This window comes from Thermosynechococcus sp. GLH187 (assembly GCF_031583395.1).
Classification (GTDB): Bacteria; Cyanobacteriota; Cyanobacteriia; order Thermosynechococcales; family Thermosynechococcaceae; genus Thermosynechococcus.
Genome location: NZ_CP134175.1, coordinates 1,416,300 through 1,442,142, shown reverse-complemented (window position 1 = coordinate 1,442,142; position 25,843 = coordinate 1,416,300). Strand labels below are relative to the sequence as shown.

At 52.5% G+C, this 25,843-nt stretch carries 27 protein-coding genes and 1 tRNA gene; 20 read left to right on the top strand and 8 right to left on the bottom strand.

What is annotated here, in order from left to right; all coding sequences use genetic code 11:
- The first annotated feature begins 289 nt into the window (after nt 1-289).
- Complete coding sequence (locus RHI63_RS06970; RefSeq protein ID WP_206199539.1) at nt 290-1,177, top strand: MBL fold metallo-hydrolase; 888 nt, start codon at nt 290-292, stop codon at nt 1,175-1,177.
- Between the two features lie 4 nt (nt 1,178-1,181).
- Nucleotides 1,182-1,886, top strand: coding sequence for a triacylglycerol lipase (locus RHI63_RS06965; protein ID WP_206199538.1), 705 nt, complete (start codon nt 1,182-1,184; stop codon nt 1,884-1,886).
- Here the strand turns inward: RHI63_RS06965 and trmB are convergent.
- Together trmB and RHI63_RS06955 are read right to left on the bottom strand one after the other, a co-directional pair.
- Complete coding sequence (trmB, locus tag RHI63_RS06960; RefSeq protein WP_255521432.1) at nt 1,883-2,524, bottom strand: tRNA (guanosine(46)-N7)-methyltransferase TrmB; 642 nt, start codon at nt 2,522-2,524, stop codon at nt 1,883-1,885. The genes RHI63_RS06965 and trmB overlap by 4 nt on opposite strands.
- A gap of 154 nt (nt 2,525-2,678) precedes the next feature.
- Nucleotides 2,679-4,124: an ammonium transporter gene (locus tag RHI63_RS06955; protein ID WP_310744390.1), complete on the bottom strand. Its 1,446-nt coding sequence runs from the start codon at nt 4,122-4,124 to the stop codon at nt 2,679-2,681.
- Nucleotides 4,125-4,385: 261 nt separating this feature from the next.
- On the opposite strand from RHI63_RS06955, the gene RHI63_RS06950 reads away from it, so the two are divergent.
- Nucleotides 4,386-5,249: a Tab2/Atab2 family RNA-binding protein gene (locus RHI63_RS06950; protein ID WP_310744389.1), complete on the top strand. Its 864-nt coding sequence runs from the start codon at nt 4,386-4,388 to the stop codon at nt 5,247-5,249.
- Between the two features lie 9 nt (nt 5,250-5,258).
- Here RHI63_RS06950 and dapB read toward each other — a convergent pair whose 3' ends face one another.
- Nucleotides 5,259-6,074: a 4-hydroxy-tetrahydrodipicolinate reductase gene (dapB, locus tag RHI63_RS06945; protein ID WP_206199535.1), complete on the bottom strand. Its 816-nt coding sequence runs from the start codon at nt 6,072-6,074 to the stop codon at nt 5,259-5,261.
- A 147-nt stretch (nt 6,075-6,221) separates the two neighbouring features.
- Here dapB and RHI63_RS06940 point away from each other — a divergent pair, with 147 nt between their 5' ends.
- On the top strand, nt 6,222-6,593 hold the full coding sequence (locus RHI63_RS06940; protein WP_310742806.1) for a cupin domain-containing protein: 372 nt from the start codon (nt 6,222-6,224) through the stop codon (nt 6,591-6,593).
- 8 nt (nt 6,594-6,601) lie between these two features.
- Here the strand turns inward: RHI63_RS06940 and RHI63_RS06935 are convergent, their stop codons facing one another.
- Complete coding sequence (locus RHI63_RS06935; protein WP_206199533.1) at nt 6,602-6,895, bottom strand: hypothetical protein; 294 nt, start codon at nt 6,893-6,895, stop codon at nt 6,602-6,604.
- A 444-nt stretch (nt 6,896-7,339) separates the two neighbouring features.
- On the opposite strand from RHI63_RS06935, the gene RHI63_RS06930 reads away from it, so the two are divergent.
- The 9 genes from RHI63_RS06930 (at nt 7,340) to RHI63_RS06890 (ending at nt 15,529) form a co-directional block, all read left to right on the top strand.
- Nucleotides 7,340-7,894: a protoglobin domain-containing protein gene (locus RHI63_RS06930; protein WP_310821383.1), complete on the top strand. Its 555-nt coding sequence runs from the start codon at nt 7,340-7,342 to the stop codon at nt 7,892-7,894.
- Nucleotides 7,895-7,948: 54 nt separating this feature from the next.
- Nucleotides 7,949-8,344: a roadblock/LC7 domain-containing protein gene (locus tag RHI63_RS06925; RefSeq protein WP_206199531.1), complete on the top strand. Its 396-nt coding sequence runs from the start codon at nt 7,949-7,951 to the stop codon at nt 8,342-8,344.
- Nucleotides 8,345-8,390: 46 nt separating this feature from the next.
- Nucleotides 8,391-8,957, top strand: a complete 567-nt coding sequence (locus tag RHI63_RS06920; RefSeq protein ID WP_310821382.1) for an ATP/GTP-binding protein — start codon at nt 8,391-8,393, stop codon at nt 8,955-8,957.
- 37 nt (nt 8,958-8,994) lie between these two features.
- On the top strand, nt 8,995-9,849 hold the full coding sequence (locus tag RHI63_RS06915; RefSeq protein ID WP_310821381.1) for a DUF4388 domain-containing protein: 855 nt from the start codon (nt 8,995-8,997) through the stop codon (nt 9,847-9,849).
- A gap of 14 nt (nt 9,850-9,863) precedes the next feature.
- Nucleotides 9,864-10,277: a hemerythrin family protein gene (locus RHI63_RS06910; RefSeq protein ID WP_206199528.1), complete on the top strand. Its 414-nt coding sequence runs from the start codon at nt 9,864-9,866 to the stop codon at nt 10,275-10,277.
- Nucleotides 10,278-10,283: 6 nt separating this feature from the next.
- Nucleotides 10,284-10,508: a DUF167 domain-containing protein gene (locus RHI63_RS06905; RefSeq protein ID WP_206199527.1), complete on the top strand. Its 225-nt coding sequence runs from the start codon at nt 10,284-10,286 to the stop codon at nt 10,506-10,508.
- Nucleotides 10,509-10,548: 40 nt separating this feature from the next.
- Nucleotides 10,549-13,140, top strand: coding sequence for a M1 family metallopeptidase (locus tag RHI63_RS06900; RefSeq protein ID WP_206199526.1), 2,592 nt, complete (start codon nt 10,549-10,551; stop codon nt 13,138-13,140).
- A gap of 143 nt (nt 13,141-13,283) precedes the next feature.
- The gene (gene trpS, locus RHI63_RS06895) at nt 13,284-14,291 is read left to right on the top strand and encodes a tryptophan--tRNA ligase (RefSeq protein WP_310744388.1); all 1,008 of its coding nucleotides are present in this window, start codon (nt 13,284-13,286) and stop codon (nt 14,289-14,291) included.
- Nucleotides 14,288-15,529 (top strand): zinc ribbon domain-containing protein, encoded by a 1,242-nt coding sequence (locus tag RHI63_RS06890; protein ID WP_310800068.1) that lies wholly within the window; start codon nt 14,288-14,290, stop codon nt 15,527-15,529. Before trpS ends, RHI63_RS06890 begins: the two co-directional genes overlap by 4 nt.
- Here RHI63_RS06890 and RHI63_RS06885 read toward each other — a convergent pair.
- Nucleotides 15,526-16,143 carry a hypothetical protein gene (locus RHI63_RS06885; RefSeq protein WP_206199524.1) on the bottom strand — a complete coding sequence of 206 codons (618 nt, stop codon included), beginning with the start codon at nt 16,141-16,143 and terminating at the stop codon, nt 15,526-15,528. The two genes, RHI63_RS06890 and RHI63_RS06885, sit on opposite strands and share 4 nt — an antisense overlap.
- A gap of 538 nt (nt 16,144-16,681) precedes the next feature.
- On the opposite strand from RHI63_RS06885, the gene RHI63_RS06880 reads away from it, so the two are divergent.
- From RHI63_RS06880 to RHI63_RS06855, 6 genes are all read left to right on the top strand, one after another.
- Nucleotides 16,682-18,805 carry an EAL domain-containing protein gene (locus RHI63_RS06880; RefSeq protein ID WP_310821379.1) on the top strand — a complete coding sequence of 708 codons (2,124 nt, stop codon included), beginning with the start codon at nt 16,682-16,684 and terminating at the stop codon, nt 18,803-18,805.
- Between the two features lie 157 nt (nt 18,806-18,962).
- Nucleotides 18,963-19,202, top strand: a complete 240-nt coding sequence (locus RHI63_RS06875) for a hypothetical protein (RefSeq protein WP_310744385.1) — start codon at nt 18,963-18,965, stop codon at nt 19,200-19,202.
- Between the two features lie 3 nt (nt 19,203-19,205).
- Nucleotides 19,206-19,922 (top strand): ABC transporter ATP-binding protein, encoded by a 717-nt coding sequence (locus tag RHI63_RS06870; protein WP_310744384.1) that lies wholly within the window; start codon nt 19,206-19,208, stop codon nt 19,920-19,922.
- An 18-nt stretch (nt 19,923-19,940) separates the two neighbouring features.
- Nucleotides 19,941-20,013: transfer RNA gene (locus RHI63_RS06865), tRNA-Arg, on the top strand.
- A gap of 19 nt (nt 20,014-20,032) precedes the next feature.
- The gene (locus RHI63_RS06860) at nt 20,033-20,542 is read left to right on the top strand and encodes a hypothetical protein (protein WP_310742801.1); all 510 of its coding nucleotides are present in this window, start codon (nt 20,033-20,035) and stop codon (nt 20,540-20,542) included.
- A 40-nt stretch (nt 20,543-20,582) separates the two neighbouring features.
- Nucleotides 20,583-21,296 (top strand): DUF4079 domain-containing protein, encoded by a 714-nt coding sequence (locus RHI63_RS06855; RefSeq protein ID WP_286626565.1) that lies wholly within the window; start codon nt 20,583-20,585, stop codon nt 21,294-21,296.
- Here the strand turns inward: RHI63_RS06855 and RHI63_RS06850 are convergent.
- Genes RHI63_RS06850 through RHI63_RS06840 form a run of 3 tightly spaced genes read right to left on the bottom strand, consistent with a single transcriptional unit; the run spans nt 21,293 to nt 24,596 of the window.
- Nucleotides 21,293-21,898, bottom strand: coding sequence for a heme-copper oxidase subunit III (locus RHI63_RS06850; RefSeq protein ID WP_206199518.1), 606 nt, complete (start codon nt 21,896-21,898; stop codon nt 21,293-21,295). The two genes, RHI63_RS06855 and RHI63_RS06850, sit on opposite strands and share 4 nt — an antisense overlap.
- 19 nt (nt 21,899-21,917) lie before the next feature.
- On the bottom strand, nt 21,918-23,576 hold the full coding sequence (ctaD, locus tag RHI63_RS06845) for a cytochrome c oxidase subunit I (RefSeq protein ID WP_206199517.1): 1,659 nt from the start codon (nt 23,574-23,576) through the stop codon (nt 21,918-21,920).
- 33 nt (nt 23,577-23,609) lie between these two features.
- On the bottom strand, nt 23,610-24,596 hold the full coding sequence (locus RHI63_RS06840) for a cytochrome c oxidase subunit II (protein WP_310438328.1): 987 nt from the start codon (nt 24,594-24,596) through the stop codon (nt 23,610-23,612).
- Nucleotides 24,597-24,871: 275 nt separating this feature from the next.
- On the opposite strand from RHI63_RS06840, the gene RHI63_RS06835 reads away from it, so the two are divergent.
- On the top strand, nt 24,872-25,786 hold the full coding sequence (locus RHI63_RS06835) for a phosphodiester glycosidase family protein (RefSeq protein WP_310742799.1): 915 nt from the start codon (nt 24,872-24,874) through the stop codon (nt 25,784-25,786).
- Nucleotides 25,787-25,843: the final 57 nt, after the last annotated feature.

The following is a 25,843-nucleotide window of genomic DNA, read 5'->3' as shown; positions in this document are numbered from 1 at the left end:
AATCGCTCTCACTAGATATCAATCAAAGGACAACCGTACGAAGAAACGTGACTGCCTGTTTTATTCACTCCTCATTATTCATCCATCCTCCTGTTACAACCCTCTATTCATTTATCCAATGGCGTTTTTACAAATATGCACTCACCTTGCAGATTTTAGAAAAAATTTTTCACCAACCTTCGTGGCGGCTAGCCCCCACTCTATCAACTCCTAGCGTCACAGGGGGAGGATGATCCATATCACAAGTCAAGCGTGTTTTCTGTGGCACACTACGATCAAGATTTGCGATATGCCCATGTTTAACCCACTCACCATTCGGTTTTGGGGCGTGCGCGGCAGTATTCCCTGTCCCGGTTCCCACACTGTCCGCTATGGCGGTAACACTCCCTGCGTGGAAATTCAAGCTAATGGTCAACGCATCATTTTTGACGGCGGTACGGGTTTACGGGTTCTGGGGGAGCACTTAATGAGTCAACATCCGGTGGCGGCACATTTATTCTTTACCCATACCCACTGGGATCATATTCAGGGTTTTCCCTTCTTTCAGCCCGCCTTTGTACCGGGGAATCAGTTCCATATCTACGCAGTGCCGGGGAAAAATGGTCAGGGCATTGAACGACGACTGAATGATCAAATGCTGCACCCCAACTTTCCTGTCCCGTTGCAGATTATGGGGGGAGATTTGCGTTTTTATGACTTGGAGGCGGGCGAACAGGTACACCTAGGCGGCGGTGTGGTGGTGAGTAATGAAGCCCTGAATCATCCGGGTGGGGGGGTGGGCTACCGTGTGAGTTGGCAGGGTATCCATGTGGCCTATATCACAGACACGGAGCATTTGCCTGATCAGCTGCATCCGGGGGCGTTTGCCTTGGCCGATCGCGCCGATGTGATGATCTACGATGCCACCTATACCGATGAAGAATACTATCACCCGCAGCAGAGCAAGGTGGGGTGGGGGCATTCCACATGGCAGGAGGCGGTTAAGCTTGCCCAAGCCGCCCAGGTCAAGCAACTGATTTTGTTTCACCATGACCCTAGCCATGATGATGACTGTCTAGATCGCATTGGTGAGTTGGCACGGGCACGATTTCCGCAGACGCTGCTGGCTCGCGAGGGGCTAATGATTTCCGTCTATCCAAATGTGATACACTTCCCGGCGACGCCTCAAGCAAGTTAGTCCTGTGTTGCCTGTCGTTATTTTGCCGGGATATTTAGCGGCTGCCCCTGAGTACTACCCACTGCGGGATTATCTGCGGCAATTGGGGTTTGTGGCGGAGGTGGTGCCCCTCAGGGTACGCTCGTGGTTTCCCACGTTGGGGGGGCGATCGGTGGCGCCAATTTTACAGGCCTTGGATACCACCATTCAGCATGTTCTGAATGCAACAGGGGCGTCCGCCGTGCATCTCATTGGCCACTCAGCGGGGGGCTGGATTAGCCGCATTTACCTAGGGGATCAACCCTATGAGAGCCAAGTTTGGGCGGGTCACAAATGGGTGCACACGCTAATCACGTTGGGTACTCCCCATCGGAGTCAGGAGCGTTGGACGCGCCGCAATCTTGACTTTGTGAACACCACCTACCCCGGCGCTTATTACCCCAAAATTCGCTATGTCTGTCTGGCGGGCAAGGCCATCTATGGCACACCACGCGGTTCGTTTGCCAATTGGTTTACGTATCAAAGCTATAAACTCACCTGTGGCGAGGGTGCCTGTTGGGGAGATGGGGTGACACCGGTGGCAGCAGCCCACCTTGAGGGGGCAGAGAATCTGGTCTATGAAGATGTGCTCCATGCGCCTCGCAGTCGCTTGCGCGATCGCCCCGATGCCCCTTGGTACGGCTCCCCAGCAATTGTCGCTACTTGGCAGCAGTATTTGAAAGCCAGTTAGAGGGCACACCGCTCAAATTGCCAGCGGTAAACGGGTAATCCTTTACTGAGGACACATTTTTCCCGTTCTGTCGCGACGGGCCAAGGACTCTGGGGTAACCAATCGGTACAGGTTGAGCTAAAGGCGGCATGGGCACGAAACTGTTGCACCATTGATTCAGCCACCTCAAAGACATCTGACTGAAGGACAACACGCCCACCAGCGGGCAGGAGTTCGGCAAGGGTGGCCACCAGTTCAGGGGTGACGACGCGGCGTTTATGGTGACGGCGCTTGAACCACGGATCTGGAAACTGAATCGTGACGGTGTGCAGGGGGAGTCCGCGGAGGATTTTGCCCAAGTGGACATTGGCATTGCCCCAAAGGTAGTGGAGGTTCCGAAGTTGCTGGCGATCGCGCCGCTCATTGGCTGCCACCACCAGCGGGTAGCGAATTTCCAGACCCAGAAAATTTTGCTCTGGATACAGTGCTGCCATTTCTAACAAGAACGTCCCCTTGGCACAGCCAATATCGAGATGTAAAGGCTGCGAGGGTTGCTCGTAAATCGTTGACCAATCGGGAACAGCAATGTCCTGCTGGAACTTTTGACTGAGAGGGTTAACGTGTTGTCGCACCCGTACCGCCATGGCGCGATCGCTCATCCAAAACTCCCTAATGTACTGCCGCTATAGCGTAGCGTATATCACTGCAAAGTTAGAAAAAAACTGCCCTCAAACGCTGAGGACAGCAAAAACCACCTAGGGCAATGGGATCGTCCAGCGGCGTGGTACGACCCCAAACTTATTGGCAGGCGAGTTACTCCTTCAAGAAACCGCTGTAGGCTTCCATGCCATGCTCGCCGATGTCCAAGCCTTTGAGTTCCTCTTCTTCGGAAACACGAATGCCAAGCGTTTGTTTCAGAGCCAGCCAAAAGATACTGGTCAGCAGTACAGTAAAGCCACCGACTGTCAAAATACCGATGATCTGGGCAATCAACTGAGTCACTCCGTGGCCGGTGAGCAAGCCTAACTCTTTGTCAAACAAGCCAACAGCTAAGGTACCCCAAGTGCCGCAGACCAAGTGGACAGAGGTGGCACCAACGGGGTCATCAATTTTGATGCGGTCAAAGAAAAGGACAGAATAGACCACAATCACACCGCCAATGGCACCAATGATCACGGCACTCCAGTAAGACACACCTGCACAGGGTGCTGTAATGGACACTAATCCCGCCAGAATACCGTTGATAATCATGGAGAGGTCAGGTTTACCAATGGCTAGCCAAGCAGTAATTGTTGCCGCAACCCCACTGGCTGCCGCCGCCAAGTTTGTTGTAACTGCGATGTAGGGTACAGCTTCATTCGCGGCCAGTTCAGAACCAGGGTTAAAACCAAACCAGCCGATCCAGAGGATCAAACACCCCAGCATGGCAAAGCCCATGTTGTGGCCGGGCAACGCCCGAGGCGTACCATCTGCGGCATACTTGCCAAGCCGTGGTCCTAGGAACGCAGCGCCCATCAGTGCCGACCAACCGCCTACGGCATGAACCACCGTTGAACCGGCAAAATCCTTAAAGGCAATATCTGGGCCAAGGAAACCAATGTTGCTGAGAAGGCCACCCCCCCAAACCCAGTGACCCGTAATGGGGTAAGAGATACCAGTGAGCAGGAGGCTGAAAATCAAAAAGTCAACAAACTTGATCCGCTCGGCCACTGCCCCAGAAACAATGGTGGCTGCGGTTCCTGCAAAGGCAGCTTGGAACAGAAAGGCCACAGCGATGGGTAAGCCCTCCGGAAAGGGATCAAGACCGTAGGTTTCGGGGTTTTCACTACTGAGGAAAAAGCCCCCCAAGCCAATAAAAGCATTGCCCTCGGTACCAAACATGAAAGAGAATCCGATCGCCCAGTAGGCAAGGGTGGCCAAGGCAAAAACAATGAGGTTCTTAGAAAGAATGTTGACAGCATTTTTCTGGCGGCAGAAGCCAGTTTCCAACATGCCGAAGCCAGCATTCATGAAAATCACCAGAATGGCTGCAATGAGTACCCAAATGGTGTTGAGTACGCCTTGAACTGTTTCAGGGGTGAGGGGTTCATCCTGTGCCTGAGCAGCCACTCCCCAAACAGCCACAATGATTAAAGCTAGGGGAATGCAGGCGACAAGGGCTGGCGATCGCCAGCGGAAATTGGGCTGCCGGTCGAGGTTGCGTAACGGGCGCTTTTGCCGTCTCGCACGTTTCAGTTTTAACTTGGACATCGCTTTCATTCTCAACGATTATGGAGTAGAGTTGCACATGGGTTCAGCGGAGGAGAAATCGCAGTTGCGGCACCATTGCGCCAGAAAGTGATCTGGCTGTTGTTTGGCTGGAGCTGAGCAAAGCATTGACCCGCAATTAACCTTTGATTGCACCAGTTCTCACAGTGGAAAATCTGTATCGGGTTATACATTTACCTTGACGGCCAAAACCGCCTATCCTAGGAAAGGCAAATAGCTTCAAGTTTGCGGGTAACGTTCCTCTAGGTGTGAATGGATACGATCTGGGAGTTGGATTTTTATTCCCGTCCCCTTGTGGATGAAAGCAACAAAAAAATCTGGGAATTGCTGATTTGCGATCGCCAGCAACAATTTCAGTTCAGCAAAACTTGTGCCGGAGCTGAAGCCAATGCCCGCTGGTTAGAAGCTGCCCTCAAAGAAGCCATGGATCAATGGCGGCAGCAACTGGGACTGGCAAACAGCGCTCAACCCGATCGGGTACGTTTTTTCCGCCGAGCCATGACCAGCATTATTACGCGGGGGGGAGAAGCGGCAGGATTAGTGATGGTGCCCAGTCGGCGCACGTTTGCCCTCTATGATTGGCTGCGCGATCGCGCCACAAACCTCTATCCAACCCTACCCAACTACCAAGCCGATCTGGCAACGCCACCCCAGTTGATCCTCCCTGCGCCTCAACCTTTACCACCAGCCCTGAGGGGCGATCGCTGGCAATTCAGTGGTCTTCCTCTGGGGGAAATTAAAACGGCTGGTGAATGGGAACTGCCCTTTGGTGAGGTACCCCCACTGCCCTTTTTGACCCTCAGTGACGATACGCTACTGCCGGGGTTAATTATCTATTCGCAGCGCGCACTGCCCTTGGCGGGTTGGCTGTCGGGATTAGAGCCGGCCTATTTGAGTTTTGAGGAAGAACCTCAGCCGTTGCTAGTGTTGGAAACGGGAGCCAGCGATCGCTGGGTACTCATCAGTGGCCGCAATCCCCAGATTCAGAAAGAACTGGCCGCCTTTAGGGACGCCTGTACCCAAAGCCAAGGCTTGCATTTCATTGCCGTGAAGGAAAGACCAGAACAGGAGACCCTGCAAGGCTTTTGGTTGTTGCAGCAAATACCTGCAGTCTAAATTGCTAAATCAGAGCAGCTTCTCTAGGCCATAGATCAAGCGCTTGAGCTGCCGTACTTTGCGGATTGCCAGCAGTACCCCCGGCATATAGCACTGGCGATCGCTGGTGTCATGGCGCAACGTATAAATTTGCCCCGGTGCGCCAAAAATCACCTCCTGATGGGCAATCAGTCCCGGCAAGCGCACACTGTGGATGCGAATCTCCCCCTCCGTACACGCCCCGCGGGCACCCCTGAGATGTTCCGACTCCTGCACTTGCGGTGGGTTAAAGGTTTTACCCAATTCTGCTAAACGCTGCGCGGTTTGAATGGCGGTACCACTAGGAGCATCAGCCTTTTGGTTGTGGTGCAGTTCAATGATCTCCACATGGTCAAAATACTGGCTCGCCCGGATGGCCGCCTCCTGCAGTAACACCATACCAATGGAGAAGTTGGGAGCAATCACCCCCCCCATATCGGCCTTGTCGGCAAACTCGGCCAGATCTTCAATTTGTTCTGGACTCAAGCCCGTTGTTCCGACCACAGGATAGATACCGTAGGCGATCGCCATGCGCACATTTTCGTAGACGGCTGTGGGATGGGTAAAATCCACCATCACCACCCCTTGTTTTTCTTGGGCAGCGGCGACACACACCTCTTGCAAGCTGCCACTAATTGGAATGCCCAGCGCCCCTAGCCCTAGGACTTCACCAATATCCTCCCCCACCTGCTTGCGATCAACAGCAGCATAGAGGGCAGTGTCGGCAGCCTGTTGTACGGCTTTAACGACCTCGCGTCCCATTTTGCCGAGAGCACCGACAACAATGACCGGAATGGGTGTACTCATTCAAAACTCCGAACCGCGGCCATTGGCTAGGATAGCGCGATCGCTTGGCGATACAATAATTTAATATTCATAATGGTCAAGATTTATCCTAAGGGCACAATGTTAGTTTTCTCCTTTCCTGAATTAATCGAGCGTTGCCAAAACTGGATGCCTAAGCGACCAGGCTACGCCGTTTGTCCTTTGGATCACCACAATGCGGAACTAGCCTCTAGCCTTTATCGCATTGAACCCGGACAAGCCAATTATCCCCACTATCACCATCGAGGCGATGACATCTTTCTGATTGTGTCGGGCGTGGGAGAACTCATTACCTGCCCGATGACGCCCCCTGCGAGTTCTGTGGCAGCAACCGCCTTGATCCGTACCCCCGTGGAAACCGGCTCCTATGTCCATGTGGATGCCCAATGTCTCCATTGGCTGCGGAATCTTTCTGCCGATCAGCCGTTGTATTACCTTAACATTGCGCCCCTATCCCACGAGGGCGATCGCGTCGATGTCACCATTGAGGGTTGGAGCTAAGAAAACAGTTATTCACCCTTAAACTTACTGGCTGCTTCCTCAAAGGCCTTGCTCAACTCATCCCACGCACTCTGGAACCCTGCTTTGAGGGACTCCCAAGCATCATCGCCCGCTTCTTTGAGGGCAGCCAATTGCTGAGTAATCTCATCGCGTTTGGCCTTGAGGGCTTCAATTTTAGCTTCAATATCTGCCTTGACATCTTCACCCGCTTGATCCGCCTTTGCCTTGAGTTGGTCAAGCTGGGCACCGAGTTGTTGCAGCTTCGTTTCCATTTCGCCTTGGTAGGTCAAGCGATCGGACATACAACTACCCTCTCATAACTCAAGATCAAGACCTATGATCATCCACAGTTTTCTAGATGGATGACAATGTTAGGCTGGCATACTTTTGGCAGCGCCGTCAAGCGCATGGAGATATTGGCGCTATTTCTTAAAAATTATTTTATTTCTTGTAGAAATCTAATTAGACAATTAAAGAATATTTCTAACTATTTTGATTTATTTTGTTGTTGCCGGGGATACCCTTAAGGGGCTGTTGACAGTTTTATGATACGATTGTGTTCCTTGTCAGGGGAGGGGTGAAGTAGGCTTCAATTGAGTAAATCCTTATCCAACCTAGGGAGTTATTCCCAAAAGCAAGAGAGGTATTCCCCTTAGCCGTTTCTAACTTTTTATGTAAGGGAGGGTATTTGTCCACCCTAGGCCAAGCTTTTGTGTTCAATTATTGAGTGTTTCGAGGTGATCAATATGGCAATCGAGCCAGTCAACTTTATGGCAACGATGGTACGGCGAGTCCAGTTGACTGATGCAGACAAATCCCTGTTGGCGGAGGCCGCGCCGTGGGGAAAGGAAATTGCCCCCCAAATGGCCGACATTTTTTATGACTACCTAGGACGGGATGAAGAGATGAATGCCATTCTCAACGCCACAGAAGGACGCATTCATCGCCTCCATCAAACCTTCATCGACTGGTTCCATGAAATGTTCACAGGGATGGATGGTTGGGGCAAGGCCTACGCTGAGCGACGCTGGAAAATTGGTCTGGTTCACGTGCGCATTGGCATTGGGCCACAGCATGTGGTACCCGCGATGGCAATTGTTGTCAACGCCGTGCGGCAAAAGTTAAGGGAAGCCAACAAATCCGAGGCTCTCAGTGATGCCCTAGGCAAAATTTGCATGATTGATCTTGCCTTTATTGAGCAGGCCTACTTCGAGGTGTCTTCCCAAGCGGTTCTTAAGGAAACCGGTTGGACCCAGGCACTGTTTCAACGGCTAATTGCCACAGGGGCTGCTGCCATGTAGGTCACCTAGCAGTCATTGTTCAAAAAGTTCCCATATCTTTACGAGGATTAGATTATGCCAATTAATGCCGCAAAACTTGAAGCTACACTGCAAAACTTTGTTGCCAATGCCAGTAATGTCCAAGGAGCCGCCCTTGTGTCTCCCGATGGTCTGACGCTGGCGGCAACCTTGCCGGGGGGAATGGATGATGAACGGGTAGCAGCAATGTCAGCGGCCATGCTGTCGTTGGGGGAACGTATTGGACGAGAGCTAAGCCGGGGCAAAATCGAGCGCATCCTTGTAGAGGGTGCCAGTGGGTATGGCATTCTCACCAGTTGTACCGAAGATGCGGTTTTCCTTGTGCTGGCGGATGCCTCTGCCAAATTGGGCATTATCAACCTTGAAATTAAAAATGTTCTGGCTGAATTGCAAACCCAACTTATGGGTATGGGGCAAGCCGTGAATGTTTAGAACAGCCTGATTCCTCTGTGTTTTGCCGTAATTGAGGTGCCAACCCATGGAAATTATGCGCATTGTCATCACAGGACCAGTGGGCGCAGGCAAATCCACCTTCATCCGTACCATCAGCGAAATTGAGGTGGTGGATACCGATCGCAAGGCAACGGATGAAATTGCTGCTTTCAAGGAAAAGACAACGGTAGCGATGGATTTTGGGCGACTGCAGTTTGGTCCTAATGTTGCCCTGCATCTGTATGGCACGCCTGGTCAAGAACGCTTTGACTTTATGTGGGATATTCTTATTCACAAAGCCCATGCGTTTATCCTGCTGGTCAGTTCCCACCGTCCCCAAGATTTTCGAGCGGCACGGCGGATTTTGGCCTTCATGCGCCATCGCACAAAGATTCCAATGCTAGTGGGTCTGAGCCATGCCGATAATCCCAATGCGTGGCCTGCTGAAGAGATCGCGATCGCCCTTGGCTACTTGAGTCCCCACCGTCGCCCACCCATGGTGCCTGTGAATGCTTTAGATCAGTCCTCTGTTGCCGCTGCCATGATGGCACTCATTCAAGCCTATGCCAGTGCCCAATCCTCGCAATTAAACCGCAGTGCTCTAGCCACGTAACTGAACGCAGAATCACTTAACTCACTAGGGGGAATCTATGAAAATCACCGGCTATCTATCAGAGTTTTCGTTGGGGGAAATTTTTCATTTTCTGGAGCAGGGGCAAAAAACGGGTTGCCTTTCCATTAAGCCCGTGGAAATGGCGGGGATGATGCCGCTGATGCCGCAGGCGCAGGAGTACTATATTTTCTTTCACTTGGGTCAGATTGTAGCCGCAACAACGACCTTGGATCACCAAGGATTGCAACGGCTCATTGAGCAGCGGGGCTGGCTGCGCCCAACTACCATTCAACGCCTCTTACCCTTTTGTTCCCTAACCGGATCCCTTGGACTGTGCTTGAAAACCCAAGGTGCCCTTGAGCCAGAACAGCTGCGGCTATTGTTCAAGCAACAGGTACTGACACCGATTCCTCACCTCTTTAGTCTCAATGAGGGCTGGTTTAAGTTCGATGCCAACCATCCACTGCCTTTTGGCGAAATGACGGGACTGAGTGCCTCACCCATGGAAATTTCCTTGGCGGGTCTACGACTGCTGCGGGATTGGACAGCCCTAATGGACAAGCTGCCCTTGCCGAGTTCAACCATTGCCAGCACGATTGAAGGACAGCCCCCCTACCGCCTCAATCATCATGAGTGGCAAGTGTGGGAGTACGCTAACGGTACCAAAACCCTCCAAGAAATCAGTGAAGCGTTGAACTTACCCATTCTAGAGGTGCAAAAAATTTGTTTTCGCCTAATAGTGGTGGGGATTGCCGAGGAAATTGCTGGCATTGCTGCTCCCGCCGCCAGCCCTAGGGAACCAGAACTCATTGAAACAACAGAAATTAGCTCCTCCTTTCTAGAGGGAATCTTTACGTTTCTGAAAACAAAAACCCACCCGCAATCGGTCTAGGGGGATAAAAAACAATGCAACGCTTCGCGTGGACAGAGCAGCTGCAGACCGGCGTGCCCATGATTGATATACAGCACAAGGAACTCGTCTGTGCTGTCAATGATCTGGCGGATGCCATTGAACAGGGTCGGGGAAGCGCTGCGATTAAACAGCTAATTGCTTTCATGAAGTATTATGCAGAGTGGCACTTCGGGAATGAAGAAGGCTGTGCTGAAAAATACCAGTGCCCCCTAGCAGAAGTTAACCGCTGCGCCCATAAACAGTTCATCGAGATGATTGAAGAGCTGCAGCAGCAGTACCGCGACAGCCAAGCGGATGCGGCGATCGCCACCCGGATCCATGGTAAGTTAGCAGACTGGTTAGTGAATCACATTATGAAAATTGACAAGCAAATTGGGCAGCACATCTGTGCCCATGCTTCAGGCTAGGAGGGCATGAAGAAATACCATCTGGTGGTCAAACCCAATGCAAGAACCTCTTCTGTTTCCGTGAATTCTGACGGCCAGCTAGTGGTGGCGGTGCGTGCCCCAGCTACTGAGGGCAGAGCCAATGAGGAACTCATTGCTGTCTTGGCGGCCTATTTTCAGGTACCCAAGTCCCGTATTCAGCTGATTAAGGGTCATACCAGTCGCTATAAGGTGGTTGAACTCCTCGATTGATGCCCCTTAGACTAAGAGCAAGTGCGGCTCAACATGACCTATGACTCTTGATGTCACTCCAGCCAAATCCTTTGTTCTCAGCGGTGCGCGTCCCCACTACAGTCCCGATCGAGTGGGGCAGGTGGAACATATCTGCTTGGACTTGACCCTAGATTTAGAGACCCAAGCATGCTGGGGACAGTGTCATATCCATCTACGACCATTGCACTCCCAAGTGCGCCAGCTGCGCCTCAATGCCGTGGGGCAACAGATCCAGAGTGTGACTGTGCAGCACCAACCCCAAGCCTTCCACTACGATGGTGAATTTCTGGATATTTCTCTTGATGCGAGCTTGGGGATTCATCCAGATCAGGTGCTGGTGATCACCATTGACTACCGTCTGCAGAAACCCCAGCGGGGATTGTACTTTGTTGCCACTGATCCCCCCCAAGCTTGGACTCAAGGGGAAGATGAGGACTCCCGCTATTGGTTTCCCTGCTTTGATTCTCCTGGGCAGCTGGCGACGTCAGAGGTACGAGCGCGGGTGCGCCAACCCTTACAGGCCATTTCCAATGGGGAATTGCGTGCCTGCTACAGCGAGGGAGAGTGGCAAATCTTTCACTGGTATCAACCCCAGGTCCATCCCACTTATCTGATGACCCTAGCGGTGGGGGATTTTGCGGTTTTTGATGACCAGTGGCAGGGGAAGCCCGTCACCTACTACGTTGCTAAAGATCGCGCTGCTGATGCCCGCCGCACCTTGGGCAAAACGCCAAAGATGATGGACTTTTTCAGCCGCATCTACGGCTATCCCTATCCCTACCCCAAATATGCCCAAGTCTGTGTGGCCGATTTTATCTTTGGCGGCATGGAAAATACCTCGACAACCCTATTGACAGACCGCTGTCTGTTGGATGAGCGAGCCGCCGCTGAAGATTTTCGCAGTGAAAGTTTAGTGGCCCATGAGTTGGCACACCAGTGGTTTGGCGATCTGGTGGTGATCAAGCACTGGTCTCACGCTTGGATCAAGGAGGGCATGGCCTCCTATGCCGAGGTGCTCTGGTTTGAGGAGGAATATGGCGCTGATTTTGCCGCCTATTATCGCCTTGAGGAATTGCGCAACTACCTCAGTGAGGATAGCGATCGCTACCGCCGCCCCATTGTCACCCATGTCTATCGCGAAGCCATTGAACTCTACGATCGCCACCTCTACGAAAAAGGCGCCTGTGTCTATCACATGATCCGCCAGGAACTCGGAGAAGAGTTATTCTGGAAAGCCATTCAAACCTTTGTCCGCACCTACGCCCACCAAGCTGTGGAAACGGTGGATCTGCTGCGGGCGATTGAAATGGCCACTGGGCGCAACCTACTTCCCCTCTTTGACCAATACGTTTTTCGTGGGGGACATCCCGACTTCCATGTGAGCTATCGCTGGGAGGTAGCCGATCAACTAGCCGTTCTTACCGTCAAGCAGCAGCAGGTGACCGATGGGGTCACGCCCCTAGAGCGCAACCTTTTTGATCTACGGATTCCTGTTGGCATCGGTACGGTGGATGATCAGGGGCAGGTGACGGTCAAAACCATTCCCCTGCGCATTCATGAACCAGAGCACACCTTCTATTTGCCGCTGCCACAGCAGCCCACCTTTGTGAGTTTTGATGCCGGCAACCATACCCTCAAAACCGTTACCCTAGAGTACCCCCTCCCTGAACTCAAAGCCCAACTGCAGTACGACCCCGATGTTTTGGGGCGGGTTCAAGCTGCCATTGCCCTAGGCAAAAAAGGAAACCTAGAAGTTGTGCAAACCTTGGCGGCGGCGCTGCAACGGGAACCCTTTTGGGGAGTGCGGCGTGAAATTGCCAAAGTGCTGGGCACGATTCAACTGGATCAAAGCTTAGAGGCGCTCAAGCTGGCACTAGCCGATGATCACCCCCATGTTCGTGCCGCCGCAGTGGAGGCCATTGCTGGGTTTAAGTCCGCCAAAGCCTACGAACTTCTCAAGCCCATTGCCAAGCACGGCGACCCCAGCTATAGCGTTGAAGCTGCCGCCCTGAAGGGAATTGGTGTGATTGCCGCTGCCAAACCGCAACCGAAACCCAAGCTCGAAAAAGTGCTGAAACGACTGCGGAAGGCTTTGGAAAAACGACAAGGCTGGAATGAGGTGGTACGCTGTGGGGCGATCGCTGGCTTGGGGCAACTCAAGGAGTCTCCAGAGGCGGTGAATTTGGTTCTTGACTACACCGCTATTGATGTCCCGCAACCCCTACGCTTGGCCGCCATTCGTACCCTTGGCACCATTGGCGATCGCCACCATCCCCAACTGAAGCAAATTCTGGAACGGCTAGAGCAACTCAGCCACGAGACCTTTTTCTTTACCCAGATGGCCGTTGTCCAAGCCCTGAGTCAAGTTGACCATCCCCAAGTTTTAGGCCTGCTGCAGCAGCTGGGCGATCGCACCACCGACGGCCGTATCAAACGATCAGTTGATGAAGGAATCGCCAAAGTTCAGAAAGCCCTTGGCAGCGATGACCGCCTCAAGACCCTTGAGACCACCCTCAACGAGTTACAAAAGGAAAATCAAACTCTAAAAAGCCGCCTTGAAGAATTAGAAGCACGCACTAAAGCGACCCAGCAGGACTCAGCGCCAAGTTAGCAATATCATCACCCAGACCCCTGCGGGCATTGGGCAAGCCCAGATGACCCTGCCATGGGATAGGGGCTTTCATCGTTTAAGCCGTGTTCCATCCATAGGAAAAGGGCTGTAGCATAGTAGGAACACAATTAGAGGAGGTTGGGGTGACCAAAAAACGGGTGCTTTCGGGAGTCCAGCCCACAGGTAGCTTGCACTTGGGGAATTATCTCGGAGCCATTCGCAACTGGGTGGCGGGGCAAGCCGAGTATGAAAACTACTTTTGTGTGGTGGATTTACATGCCATTACCGTCCCCCACAATCCCGCAGAACTGGCGGCTAATACCTATACTGTTGCTGCTCTGTACTTGGCCTGTGGCATTGACCCAGCCCACGCCACCATCTTTGTCCAATCCCACGTCAGCGCCCATGCCGAACTCACTTGGTTACTGAACTGCATTACCCCCCTCAACTGGCTGGAGGACATGATTCAATTCAAGGAAAAAGCCGTCAAGCAGGGGGAAAACGTGGCGGCAGGACTACTGGACTATCCTGTGCTCATGGCCGCGGATATTTTGCTCTACGATGCCGATCTAGTTCCTGTGGGGGAAGATCAAAAGCAACACTTGGAACTGACCCGCGATATTGCCGCTCGTGTGAACTACCTCTTTGCCCGCAATCAGCCGCCAATTCTCAAGCTACCGGAACCCTTGATTGCCAAGGCGGGAGCACGGGTGATGAGTCTCACCGACGGCACCAAGAAAATGTCGAAGTCGGATCCCTCGGAACTGAGTCGCATTAACCTTTTGGACTCGCCGGATGAGGTTCGCAAGAAGATCAAGCGCTGCAAAACTGACCCGATTCGTGGCTTGACCTTTGACGATCCCGATCGCCCCGAAGCCAATAACCTGCTGAGTCTCTATCAAGTACTCACGGGAAAAACCAAAGAGGCAGTGGCAGCAGAATGTGCCGATATGGGCTGGGGACAGTTTAAGCCCCTCCTCACCGATGCGGTGATTGCTACCCTAGAACCGATTCAGCAGCGATACCAAGAGATTATGGCAGACCCCCGCTATCTCAAGGATTTGCTCAAAAAAGGCCAAGAACAGGCCGCCCGCGTGGCCAATGCAACCCTAGAGCGGGTAAAACTTGCCTTTGGGTTTACGCTGCCATGAATATCACAAGCGGGTTGAGGCGACTCTGGCGGGGATTTTGGCGGCGATCGCGCCTTGTCAATGACGAACCCCTGAATTGGGTCAGTCTCATTGTCATTATCTTGGTGGATATTTTTATCCTCATTAATGTCTTTAGTGGCCTCAGCGAAATTAGCAATTGGCCTTTGAGTCCCAGTCAAGCCCAGCCCTGTTATGCTCCTTGGCAAGCCTATCGCCAAGACACCGCTAGGGAGCGCGACATTCGTTTTCTAGAGCAGCAGATTAGCCTTGACCCCCCGCTCCAGACCGCTGTGGAGCGCCTACAGGAAAGCAGCAAGGGCAAACTGGGAACCATCTCCGCCATTTGCTTCACCTATGCAGAGTATCAAGATGCCGTCAACCGCCCTACCTATCGGGAGCGACTCCAGCAACGACAGCAGAAACAGGCACAAATTCAAACCCTCGAGGCCACCAATGCCCGCATTCGTCAAGAGTATGACTCGACACTATTAGAGCAGCTTGCGGGGCAACCCCCGGATCAATCGATCAACTTGGTGGAAGCCGCCAAGGCCAAAGCCACCCTTGAGGCCAACAACCGCCAAATTGCCGCTCTCAAAAATGAGATGGCGGCCCTTGAACAGGCGATTCTCCAAGAAGCCGATAGCCAAGCCTTCTTAAAATTTTTAGCCGAGGACGCCACCTTTGCCCAGCTTGAGAACCAATATCAGCGCTCTCAGTTTTGGTATCCCAGTCTCCAATTTGTTTTACAAGCCCTCTTTCTATTACCGCTGATTGCGATCGCCCTAGTGGTGCATCGTTTTGCCGATCGCCACCGCCATGGCCTGCTTGCCCTCATGAGTTGGCACCTACTGGTGATCCTCTTGATTCCTTTGGTGCTGAAGATTTTTGAACTATTGCAGGTGGGAGCCCTCTTTGAGTGGCTGGCTAATGTCATTCTTGCTCTCTTTGGCGGTCTGCTTTTTTTGGTCAGCTACCTCTATATCCTGCTGATTCCAGCGGTGGGGTTTGGCATGATTAAAGTGGCGCAAGCTCTTTTCCTCAATCCACAGCGACAGGCGGCAGGGCGAGTCCAAAAACTCCGCTGTGTCCGTTGCGGCAAACGACTGCGGGATCTCGATCAACACTGTCCCCACTGTGGTTATTTGCAGTGGATGCCCTGTCCCAATTGTCAGCAGCCCACCTATCGCCACTTACCCTATTGTCGGCATTGCGGTGCATCGACCCGTTCTTCTCTCTAATTCTTGCTGGGGCGGTTGATCCAGTCGGCACACTCGCGCTGTAGCCCCTGCAATGTCATATTGGGTACCCGCTCAGCAGCAAAGGCCTCGGCCTCAATTGGAATGTCTTCGGGGTTATAGCCACTCTTGCGGTAGAGATCCGCGACGATACCGGGGCTGACGCGAATGCCCACGGGCACCAAGGAATCCAAATCTCGTTTGGCGGCAAAGCAGGCTTGAACGACGTGCCAGCCCTCGTGGCGCAGCGTTTCGATAAAAATTGGCCAATGGGCAAGGGCGCGGGGACGCAAGATCAAGCGATCGCGACTAAAACTATAGGAGCCGTAATTATCATCTTGGCGCTGCCGGATGTAGAGGGTCGTGCCCGTACGCAAAATGGTGCGAATCAACTGATAGGCTTCCACCTCAGCACTGTTTTGCAGCCGAAAACGGGCAGGATCGCGGCGCGGATAATAAACCAGATCAAAGAGAAGCTGAATATCCTCATCGGAACCGTCAATGGGGATCAAATCCCGCTGGGCGAGACCCGGGGATGGGGAAACTACAAGGGCGATCGCCAGCGTCAATGTCGATAAAGAAACCCGCAGCCAGCTTTGAAGTTGTTTTTGCAGCACAATGATCAACCCCCTGCCTTTGGGGAATGCTGCTCCTAACCTAGCAATTTTGATAGCAGTCTAAACGTGTTCTCTATCACGATCTCACAGCGATCCCCACCCCTTTTCACAGTGACGGGATCACGGTCAGAAAAACCTCAAAACCGCTCTTTGAGGGATGAAGCGCCATCGCTGCTCCAATAGTTTAGAAAAGGGCTGTATGATGGACTTAGGAAGAAGCAACAAATAATATTCCTTGATAAGTTTTTGTATAGTTTGTGATTTTAATGTGTTGAATGATGACTTAGCAATGATTGAGAAACTCCTTGTTTTATCCGCTGTTGATGACTGCCCTTTAGAATCACTAGCGACCCTTGAAGTCGTCGCAGAAGACTCTGCGCAAAAATATCCTCAAAAAAAATGCTTATTGCCATCCATCAACATATTACTGATCGAAAACATCCCCCAATCGGGTGAAATTTTATATCCCCATCTCGCCGAGATTGATTACATTTGCTATCAAGTTCACACCTGTCCGTATTCTCATTTAACCCCTGGGGTGGTTGCTCAGGCCAAGCCCAATCTCCTTGTCCTTATTGCTCAAGGGGATCACGTTCTTAAAGCAGTGCAAACACTCCAGCAACGCTATCCACACTTACCCTTAGTTGTGATTGATCCCAGCGATCGTCCGGATCTGGCCACGCAGATCCTCCACAGTGGTGCTCAGGACTACTTGAGCTTTCAGGAACTCAGCCCCAACTTGCTGGCGCGCAGTATCCGCCATGCCATCGATCGCCATCAGGTGGAACAACAACTTCTGCGCCAAGCCCAGTACGATCGCCTGCTGGTACAAATTACCCAGCACATTCACCAATCCCTTGATCTGGCCACGATTCTTGAAGCTGCCGTCAAGGATGTGCGAGAACTCTTGGGCTGCGATCGCGTGCTTATTTATCGCTTCCTTGAGGATTGGCGCGGCATTATGGACGTTGAAGCGGTGATCCCTCCTTGGTTGTCAGCCCTTGGGGATGTCGTGGGGGATTCCTGCTTTACAGAGCGATACATTGAAGCCTACAAGCGCGGTCGCATCCATGTGGTAAATGATTTAGACACAGCGCCTGTTACCTCCTGCTATCGCGATTTGCTGGCGCACTATCAGGTTAAGGCTAATCTAGTGGTACCGATTATTGTCGAAGGGCGGCTGTGGGGGTTGCTCATCTGTCATCAGTGCGCCCATCCCCGCGACTGGCAAGACAGTGAAATTGAACTGATTAAGCAAATTTCGACCCAGTTGGCGATCGCCATCCTGCAGGCAGAACTCTATCAAAAGGCGCAAGCGGAAATTCAAGAGCGCAAAGCAATCGAAGCCCAACTCCTCTACCAAGCCCGCCATGACCGCCTCACCCATTTACCCAACCGCTGGTTCTTTGAGGAACAGTTGCGCCTTACCCTCAGCTATGCAGCCGAGCACCCCAAGTACCACTATGCTGTTCTCTGCTTGGATATCGATCGCTTCAAGACCCTCAATGACAGTCTGGGACATGGCACAGGGGATTTATTCCTCCAAGCCTTTGCTCAGCGGCTGACGCGTTGTGTGAGTCCTCAGGACGTAGTGGCACGTCTAGGGGGAGATGAATTTGCGGTCTTGCTCAATGATATTGAGGGGATAGAACATGCCCAAGCCATTGCCCACCAACTGCAGGATCGCCTCAACCATCCCTTTGAAATCGATCACTACACCCTGTACAGCACGGTGAGTATCGGTCTTGTGATGGGTAACCCCCATTACACCAGTAGTGAGGAACTGCTGCGGGATGCTGACATGGCCATGTACCACGCTAAAACCAAGGGACACAATCGCATTGATGTCTTTGATCCTGTGATGCTGCAACAGGTGCGCGATCGCCTGTACTTAGAAGTGGAACTGCGGCAAGCGATTGAACGGGGGGACTTTGTCCTCCACTATCAGCCCATCGTCAAGCTCCGGAGCCAATCTCTCAAAGGTTTTGAGGCACTCCTGCGCTGGCAAAAGGGGGATACGCTGATTTCCCCCAAAGTTTTTATTCCCGTCGCTGAAGAAACGGGGCTGATTTTTGAACTCTCCCGCTGGGTCTTGCACAATGCCTGTGAACAGTTGCAGCAGTGGCAACAGCGTTATCCCAAGCTTCAGTCCGTGGGCTTTACGATGAGCATCAATCTGTCCGCCAATCAATTTTCTTTGCCCACCCTTGTAGCTGAGATTCAACAAACCCTTGAGCATTACCATTTAGCAGGGCACTTTCTAAAGATAGAAATTACTGAAAGTACCTTGATGCAGCACTTGGATTCTGCCCGCGAAATTCTTGCCGAGCTGAAGGCGATGGGGGTGCGCATTAATATTGATGACTTTGGCACTGGGTATTCCTCCCTGAGCTATTTACGCAATCTGCCTCTCGATGGCATTAAAATTGACCGCTCCTTCATTTCCCAAATAGATCGCAGCCAAGAAGATCTGGAGGTGGTTCACACGATTTTGGTGCTGGCGCGCAACCTCCACCTCGATTGCATCGCCGAGGGCATTGAAAACACAACTCAACTGCAACTGTTGCGATCGCTGCGCTGTCCCTCTGGCCAAGGCTATCTTTTTGCCCCACCGCTGACTACGGACAAGGCTGAGGTGTATCTACAGGAACACATCCTTTAACAACACCAGCACCTTCAAGTCAAGTTCAATCGAAAAGTGAATAACAAATTGACTTGCCATCATTGCCCAAGGGAAAGAAAACAAAAGTCCGCGCCACCACTAGCAATGGGTGTGCCGATAGGATTTAGGATAGTGGCAGTGCTCTTGGATTTCTCAGATGGCCAGCTTATTTGACCAAAACTTTCGCTATACCGATCGCGCCCGCGCCATCTTCAAAGAACTGCAACGCAACCTCCATCCTATCTATATGGAGCTACTGGAAGAAGGGTTCTCTCCTCGGGAAATTAGCGCCCTCGTCACCAGTGCTGCTGCCCAAACCGAAAATGCCGCTATTGCTGAATGGGAAGAGGCGCGGGGTAGCTCCCCCAATACGGAGGAATCACAGACCACGGCCTAGGGGATGACTTCTCAAGCGCGCATCTTGGAAATTGAGTCCCTGAGTGTCCACTACGGTGGCATTTGCGCTCTGCGCGAGGTGAGTCTGGCCATTGCAGCCGGCGAGTGCATTACCCTTGTGGGTGCCAATGGTGCTGGCAAAACCACCCTGCTGCGTGCCATCTCTAAACTCGTTCCCAGTGAAGGTACCATTCGCTTTGCCGGTCAATCGATTGCAGGGCGATCGCCCCATGAATTAGTGAGGCTGGGCATTGCCCATTGTCCAGAGGGGCGTCAGGTTCTCGCCCGCCAAACCGTACGCGACAATCTTCTTCTCGGTGCCTACTGTCGTCGAGATGAGGCGCAGATTGCACAAGACCTCGAAGAACAACTCAAGCGCTTTCCTAGACTACGGGAGCGGCAATACCAACTGGCGGGAACCCTTAGTGGCGGTGAGCAACAAATGCTGGCGATCGCTCGTGCCCTGATGAGTCGTCCTCGCTTACTGCTCCTTGATGAACCCAGTTTAGGCTTAGCGCCCAATTTAGTACGGGAAATTTTTGCCATCTTGGCACAACTGCGGCAACAGGGGATGACAATGCTACTGGTCGAGCAAAATGCGCACCTAGCCTTACAATTGGGCGATCGCGGTTATGTGCTTGAAGCGGGTCAAGTGACCCTCAGCGGTCGTGCAGCAGATCTCCTGAATGATCCACGGGTTCAGCAAGCCTACCTTGGTTAATGCTATGATGAGAAGGCTGGACGTGTGGCTCAGTGGATAGAGCATCAGATTCCGGTTCTGAGGGTCGGGGGTTCGAATCCCTCCACGTCCGTTAATCAAGCATCAGCATCATGACTGAACCCGTTACCCGTTCCGAATTGAGCCAAGTTTTAGATGCTATCCAAGGGATGCAGGCCGATATGCAGTCAATGCAGGCTGCCATCCAAGCCATGGATAAAAAGCTGGATATTCACATCGCCACGAGTAACGAGAAATTCCAAAGGCTTGAGGACAAAATTGATACTGTCGAGGCCAAACTTGAACAGCGTATCAATGCTGTGGAGGCTAAGCTAGAGCAGCGCATCAACGCCGTCGAAGCCAAACTGGAGCAGCGCATCAATGCTGTCGAAGCTAAGCTGGAGCAACAGATGAAGGCTGTGGAGGCCAAACTGGAGCAGCGTATCAATTCCATAGAAGTACAGTTAGGGCAGCGGATTGATACGGTAGAGTCCACCTTGCAGGATATTTCTAAGCGACAAGCGGGCACAGATGCCCGGCTTTGGGGATTCCTAGTGACCTTGTTGGTGGCCACAGTTGGCTTACTGACAACAGTGCTGTTCTTTGATTTGCCCCGCCCCTAGATTCGTTACCCTAAAACTGGCCTTATCGTTCTTAGCCAGTATGTTTCTCAACCTCAAAGACATCATTTTGCTGTTGCATCCCATCTTGGCCTGCACATTTGTCTTTCCGGTCATTGGCATCACCACATTCTTTGCTCTGCAAACGCGGCAGCGTCGTCTCAAAGACACCACCATCCCACCCACAGTGGGCACCCTGCATGTCAAATTGGGCAATCTTTTAGCAGCCGGCGTGGTTGGCATCACATTGGTGGCCTTGGCCTATTCAGTGGTGTTTGGATTTCAGGGCTTCTTGATGCAGGCGGAGAATCAGACACTGCAACCGCTCTCTGTTGTCCTCGTGGCACTGATGTTTGTTGTCACCATTGCAGCAACGGCGCTGCTGTATCGTGCTCAATCGAAGCTATGGCGTGCTGTTTTTGCCACCCTCTCAGGGATGGGGGTGACCATTCTAGCTTTTCAACCGGGGGTCTTTCGCCGTGATGACGAGTGGTGGGTTTCCCACTTTTACTTTGGCTTGGCGGCGGTGATGCTGATGATTTTTTCTGTGGCCATTGTGGGGGAGATTTACCAAGATCGATCGCTCAGGTGGCGGCGGATTCACATTGGCTTGAATTCCCTTGCCCTTGTTCTTTTTCTTTTGCAGGGAATTACGGGTACCCGTGACCTCTTGGAAATTCCCTTGAGTTGGCAAGCACCTGTGGTCTATCAGTGCAACTTTGATCCGCGATCGCCCCAATTCAAGACCTGCCCCTAAAAGCGAGTCAGGATATACAGCAGGGTGAAGAGGATAATCCAGATCACATCCACAAAGTGCCAGTAGATCTCTGCCATGGTGACCCCCGTATGCTTGTGGGCACTGTAATGGCCGGGACGGCGCGATCGCCAGATCACCCCCAAAATCAGCAAAATCCCCACAAAGACATGGAGGCCATGGAAGCCCGTCATCACATAAAAGCAGTTGGCAAAGACATTGGTGCGCAGGCCGTAGCCGAGGGTGAGGTACTCATAAACTTGACCGCCCAAGAACACTGCCCCCATGGCCGCCGTGATCCAGTACCATTGGCGCATGCCGCGAACGTCATCCTTTTTGATGGCAACATCGCCGTAGTGGATGACAAAGCTACTGGAAATAAGGATGATGGTGTTGATGGTGGGCACAAGAAGTTCCACCTCAGTGCCTTCGGGCGGCCATTGCTCATTCATGCCCCGCAGAAGTAAATAGGCCGCAAAGAGGCCACCAAACATTAGGGATTCAGAAATCAAAAAGACCAGCAACCCTAAAACCCGAAAATCAGGGTGCTCATGGGCATGATCAACGGCTATGGCCGTCGCTTGAGAGTCAACAGTACCTTGCATGGCTTGCTCCTAAAGCGTCCTACTCTTCCTCGTCCTCATCCTCATCAGTGCTTTCCTTGCGCTGCTCAATGCCGTAGTCGTAGGGACCTTTGGTGACCACAGGCAGCACTTCCCAGTTTTCAATCAGCGGCGGTGAACTGGTCGTCCACTCTAAGCTGAGACCGCCCCAAGGGTTATCGCCGGCAATTTTGCCCTTATTCCAGCTCCAAATGATGTTAATCAGGAAAGGAATAATTGAGAAAGCTAGGACAAAGGCACCAATCGTACAGATGAGATTAATTGGCTCAAACTGGGGATCGTACATGGCCACGCGGCGGGGCATCCCTTTAAGACCCAACTCATGCATCGGCAAAAAGGTCAAGTTCGTGCCAATAAAGGTCAGCACAAAGTGGAGAATCCCTAAGCGCTCATCGAGGAGCCGTCCTGTCATTTTGGGGAACCAGTGGTAAATCCCCGCATAGAGACCAAACACGGAGCCCCCAAAGAGGACATAGTGGAAATGTGCCACCACATAGTAGGTGTCGTGGACGTGAATATCCACGGGGGCAGTCCCCAAGGTCACACCACTGAGGCCACCAAGGACAAACATCGACAGTAGGCCAATGGCAAAGAGCATGGCACTGTTGAGGCGAATCTTGCCCCCCCAGAGGGTGGCGACCCAACTAAAGATTTTTACTCCTGTCGGCACCGCCACAATCAGTGTCGAAATCGTGAAGAACATCCGCATCCAAGGGGGCGTACCACTGGTGAACATATGGTGTACCCAGACAAAGAGACCCACGCAGCAGATGGCCAAACTGGAGTAGGCGATCGCCTGATAGCCAAAGATAGGCTTACGGGCATGAACCGGAATCACCTCAGACATAATGCCAAAGATCGGCAAAATCATCAGGTACACCGCCGGGTGAGAGTAAAACCAGAAAAGGTGCTGGTAAATGACAACGTTCCCACCGGCATCGGGTTTGTAAAACGAGGTGCCAAAGTTAATATCAAACAGCAGCAAAATCAGCCCTACCGCCAGCACGGGCGTTGACACTAGAGCCAGCAGAGAGGTAGCTAGCATGGCCCAGCAAAAGAGGGGCAATTGATCCCAGCGCATACTAGGCACTTTCATCTTCCAGATGGTGACGATGAAATTCACCGATCCCATGATCGAGGAGGTACCCACAAGGACGATCGCCAGAATCCACATACTCTGGGCAGTAGTGGCCGTGATCGTACTCAAGGGCGGATAGGAGGTCCAACCCGCTTGGGCACCGCCAAACAGGAAACTGGCCAAGAGTAATGCCCCCGCCGGCGGGTTCAGCCAAAAGGCTAAGGCATTCAAGCGGGGAAAGGCCATGTCCCGCGCCCCAATCATCAGGGGCACCAAGTAATTGCCAAAGCCACCAATGGCCGCTGGCACCACCCAAAAGAAAATCATAATGGTGCCGTGGTTGGTCATGAAAGCATTGTAGAGATTGGGATTGAGAAAATCTGAATCTGCCGTTGCCAGCTCCGTGCGCATGGCCACCGCCATCAGTCCGCCAATCAAGTAAAAGATAAAGGCGGTGACCAAATATTGAATGCCAATTACCTTGTGATCAACATTAAAGGTGAAATAGTCGTACCACTTCCACGCCTTGGGATGCTCAGGGAGCGACAAGGGGGTATCTAGCGGCAGTTGTGCTTGCGCCATAACTCTCTCAAGAATGCAACAGTAGGAAGAAAACTACAGCTTTGACGGAGAATGGTGGTGGGTCATTGCTTCTACTTGCGCCACCAATTGGGGGGTGACGCCCATCTCCTCGACATGGCGATCGCTCAGGGAGGGGATCACGGGAGTCGTTGCGATCGCTTGGTTTTGACTACGCCACGCTTCAAAATCCTCTGGAGTATGCACGATCACCTGCGTGCGCATGGCACCGTGGTAGCCACCACAGAGTTCAGCACAGACGACGGGGTATGTCCCGACCTTGGTAGCCTTAAAGCGCAGTTCAGTGGGCACACCCGGAATCGCATCCTGCTTCAAGCGAAACTGCGGCACCCAAAAGGAATGGATCACATCCCGTGCGGAGAGGTTCAATTGGACATCCTTGCCCACTGGGATATGCAATTCGCCGGAGACAATGCCACTGTCGGGGTAGGTGAAAATCCATGCATACTGCATACCCGCCACATCCACCACTACGTCTGGGGCTTTGCCTTGAACATCGGGGCTGGCACCAATGCCAATTTCAGGGGTTGGCGCTGCTGCTAAAAGGGCAGTTGCATCGCTGGTGGTTTTTGAGGGGGCTTCGGCAACAACCGCCACTGCTGGTTTAGGGGTGTGCATGGAGTGCAGAGCATGATCCCCCGGATTCAGTCCCCCCATGCGCTGGAAAATATCCACGCTGTAGATACCAAGGAAAATCACAATCAGGGCAGGAATGGCCGTCCAGAAGGCCTCTAGGGGTAAGTTGCCCTCTATGGGTAGGCCATCCCCTTCCTCACCGGCACGGCGGCGATAGCGAATCACAAAGAGGATGATCGCACCCTGTACCACCAAAAAGAGAGCGGTACCAATTGTGAGCATAATGTCAAAGAAGTTATCCACCAAGGGAGCCTGCTCAGAGGCCTGTTCCGGCAGGAGGCCATGGTGATGACCAACCCAGAAGCTAATCAGGGTAACAACAATGCCAGCGGTGAGTGTCCAAATTGAAGCGGGTATTTGTTCCATGGTGCCAAAGCGTCCAGAAAATCCCACCCTGATCCTAGGCAGATTCCCCAAGGATGTGGGTTAAAAGAACCTAAAGATTTATGTTGATTTATTCACTATCCTTAAAGCAGCTTGGGGACAGAATCATCTGTTTTTGCGTCCTAGGTTAGAGATAGCCCACCGAAACTGAAGGCTGTGCTGGAGGAAAATAGATGCTGAGTGTGTTGCCTTGGGTTGGCCTCTCATTAGCCACTCTTCAGTACTCGACCCATAGAGTGGATCAAACGCAGGTATATATGGTGGCTGCGCCGATGGCGGATTATCGGGTGGTCATGACAGAACCTGCCCCCAATGGCCAAGATACCTATTTAGAAACGACAGCGGCTTTTGCGCGGCGGACGGGAGCTGTGGCAGCGATGAATACGAATTTCTTCCGCTGGTTAAATGCGAATTCCCTGCGTTCCTTTCAGGACTATCAGAAATGGGTTATGGGGGAATTAAAGCCTGAGGGTATTGACTATGGGGCACTACGGCAGACCTGCTTAAGCGGTCGAGGCACGATTCCAGCGGGGGTTCTCGGAGCCTACATCGTGAATGGTCAGGTGGTGCGTCCCTATGAGGGGGGCTATTTAGCGATTGTGCATTTCCCGGCTCAAGGGGGGATGGAGTTTTACCGAGGCAGCTTACCTGCGCAGCCGTTTCATGTGGTGAGTGGCTCGCAGCAGCTTTTAGAGGGCGGCAGGAAGCTACCTGTGGATGACAGCGATCGCACTTCTCCTAAGGCGATTCTCGGCAGACGGGGCAATGAATATATTTTCGTCGTCAGCGATGGGCGGGGCAATGGTGGTTCGCCGGGGCTCTCCTTTCCACAGCTTCAGGCGTTTTTACTGGAGCAGGGCGTCACTGATGCAACGGCGGTGGATGGTGGCGAATCGACGACGTTGGTGGTGCAGGGACAAGTAAAAAATCATCCCCGCGATCGCTATTGCGAACTGGCGCGTTGGCTACCCGCTCCCACCCTCACGTTTATTCCTCCTAGAGAAGAGGCTCGCGAAGCGGCGATGGCCATGGGGCGATCGCTCAGACCGGTCGGGGCAAATATCGGCTTAGTCCCACGAGAGCAATCCCGAGGCGTCCTTTCCTTTGCGTTTTGGGAACGCCTTCAGCAGCGGCTACTGACGCGACTCCGAGCTTGGCGACACTGGGTCTAATAGCAGCGAAGCCAGATTTTGTTAAAATCCTAGTGTTCACTTTGACCTGCAAGCAAC

Bases quoted from the DNA above. Each gene is read 5' to 3' on its own strand.
- RHI63_RS06970 (WP_206199539.1), top strand. From the start codon at position 290: ATGCCCATGTTTAACCCACTCACCATTCGGTTTTGGGGCGTGCGCGGC.
- trmB (WP_255521432.1), bottom strand. From the start codon at position 2,524: ATGAGCGATCGCGCCATGGCGGTACGGGTGCGACAACACGTTAACCCT.
- RHI63_RS06955 (WP_310744390.1), bottom strand. From the start codon at position 4,124: ATGAAAGCGATGTCCAAGTTAAAACTGAAACGTGCGAGACGGCAAAAG.
- RHI63_RS06950 (WP_310744389.1), top strand. From the start codon at position 4,386: ATGGATACGATCTGGGAGTTGGATTTTTATTCCCGTCCCCTTGTGGAT.
- dapB (WP_206199535.1), bottom strand. From the start codon at position 6,074: ATGAGTACACCCATTCCGGTCATTGTTGTCGGTGCTCTCGGCAAAATG.
- RHI63_RS06940 (WP_310742806.1), top strand. From the start codon at position 6,222: ATGCCTAAGCGACCAGGCTACGCCGTTTGTCCTTTGGATCACCACAAT.
- RHI63_RS06935 (WP_206199533.1), bottom strand. From the start codon at position 6,895: ATGTCCGATCGCTTGACCTACCAAGGCGAAATGGAAACGAAGCTGCAA.
- RHI63_RS06930 (WP_310821383.1), top strand. From the start codon at position 7,340: ATGGCAATCGAGCCAGTCAACTTTATGGCAACGATGGTACGGCGAGTC.
- RHI63_RS06925 (WP_206199531.1), top strand. From the start codon at position 7,949: ATGCCAATTAATGCCGCAAAACTTGAAGCTACACTGCAAAACTTTGTT.
- RHI63_RS06920 (WP_310821382.1), top strand. From the start codon at position 8,391: ATGGAAATTATGCGCATTGTCATCACAGGACCAGTGGGCGCAGGCAAA.
- RHI63_RS06915 (WP_310821381.1), top strand. From the start codon at position 8,995: ATGAAAATCACCGGCTATCTATCAGAGTTTTCGTTGGGGGAAATTTTT.
- RHI63_RS06910 (WP_206199528.1), top strand. From the start codon at position 9,864: ATGCAACGCTTCGCGTGGACAGAGCAGCTGCAGACCGGCGTGCCCATG.
- RHI63_RS06905 (WP_206199527.1), top strand. From the start codon at position 10,284: ATGAAGAAATACCATCTGGTGGTCAAACCCAATGCAAGAACCTCTTCT.
- RHI63_RS06900 (WP_206199526.1), top strand. From the start codon at position 10,549: ATGACTCTTGATGTCACTCCAGCCAAATCCTTTGTTCTCAGCGGTGCG.
- RHI63_RS06890 (WP_310800068.1), top strand. From the start codon at position 14,288: ATGAATATCACAAGCGGGTTGAGGCGACTCTGGCGGGGATTTTGGCGG.
- RHI63_RS06875 (WP_310744385.1), top strand. From the start codon at position 18,963: ATGGCCAGCTTATTTGACCAAAACTTTCGCTATACCGATCGCGCCCGC.
- RHI63_RS06870 (WP_310744384.1), top strand. From the start codon at position 19,206: ATGACTTCTCAAGCGCGCATCTTGGAAATTGAGTCCCTGAGTGTCCAC.
- RHI63_RS06860 (WP_310742801.1), top strand. From the start codon at position 20,033: ATGACTGAACCCGTTACCCGTTCCGAATTGAGCCAAGTTTTAGATGCT.
- RHI63_RS06855 (WP_286626565.1), top strand. From the start codon at position 20,583: ATGTTTCTCAACCTCAAAGACATCATTTTGCTGTTGCATCCCATCTTG.
- RHI63_RS06850 (WP_206199518.1), bottom strand. From the start codon at position 21,898: ATGCAAGGTACTGTTGACTCTCAAGCGACGGCCATAGCCGTTGATCAT.
- ctaD (WP_206199517.1), bottom strand. From the start codon at position 23,576: ATGGCGCAAGCACAACTGCCGCTAGATACCCCCTTGTCGCTCCCTGAG.
- RHI63_RS06840 (WP_310438328.1), bottom strand. From the start codon at position 24,596: ATGGAACAAATACCCGCTTCAATTTGGACACTCACCGCTGGCATTGTT.
- RHI63_RS06835 (WP_310742799.1), top strand. From the start codon at position 24,872: ATGGTGGCTGCGCCGATGGCGGATTATCGGGTGGTCATGACAGAACCT.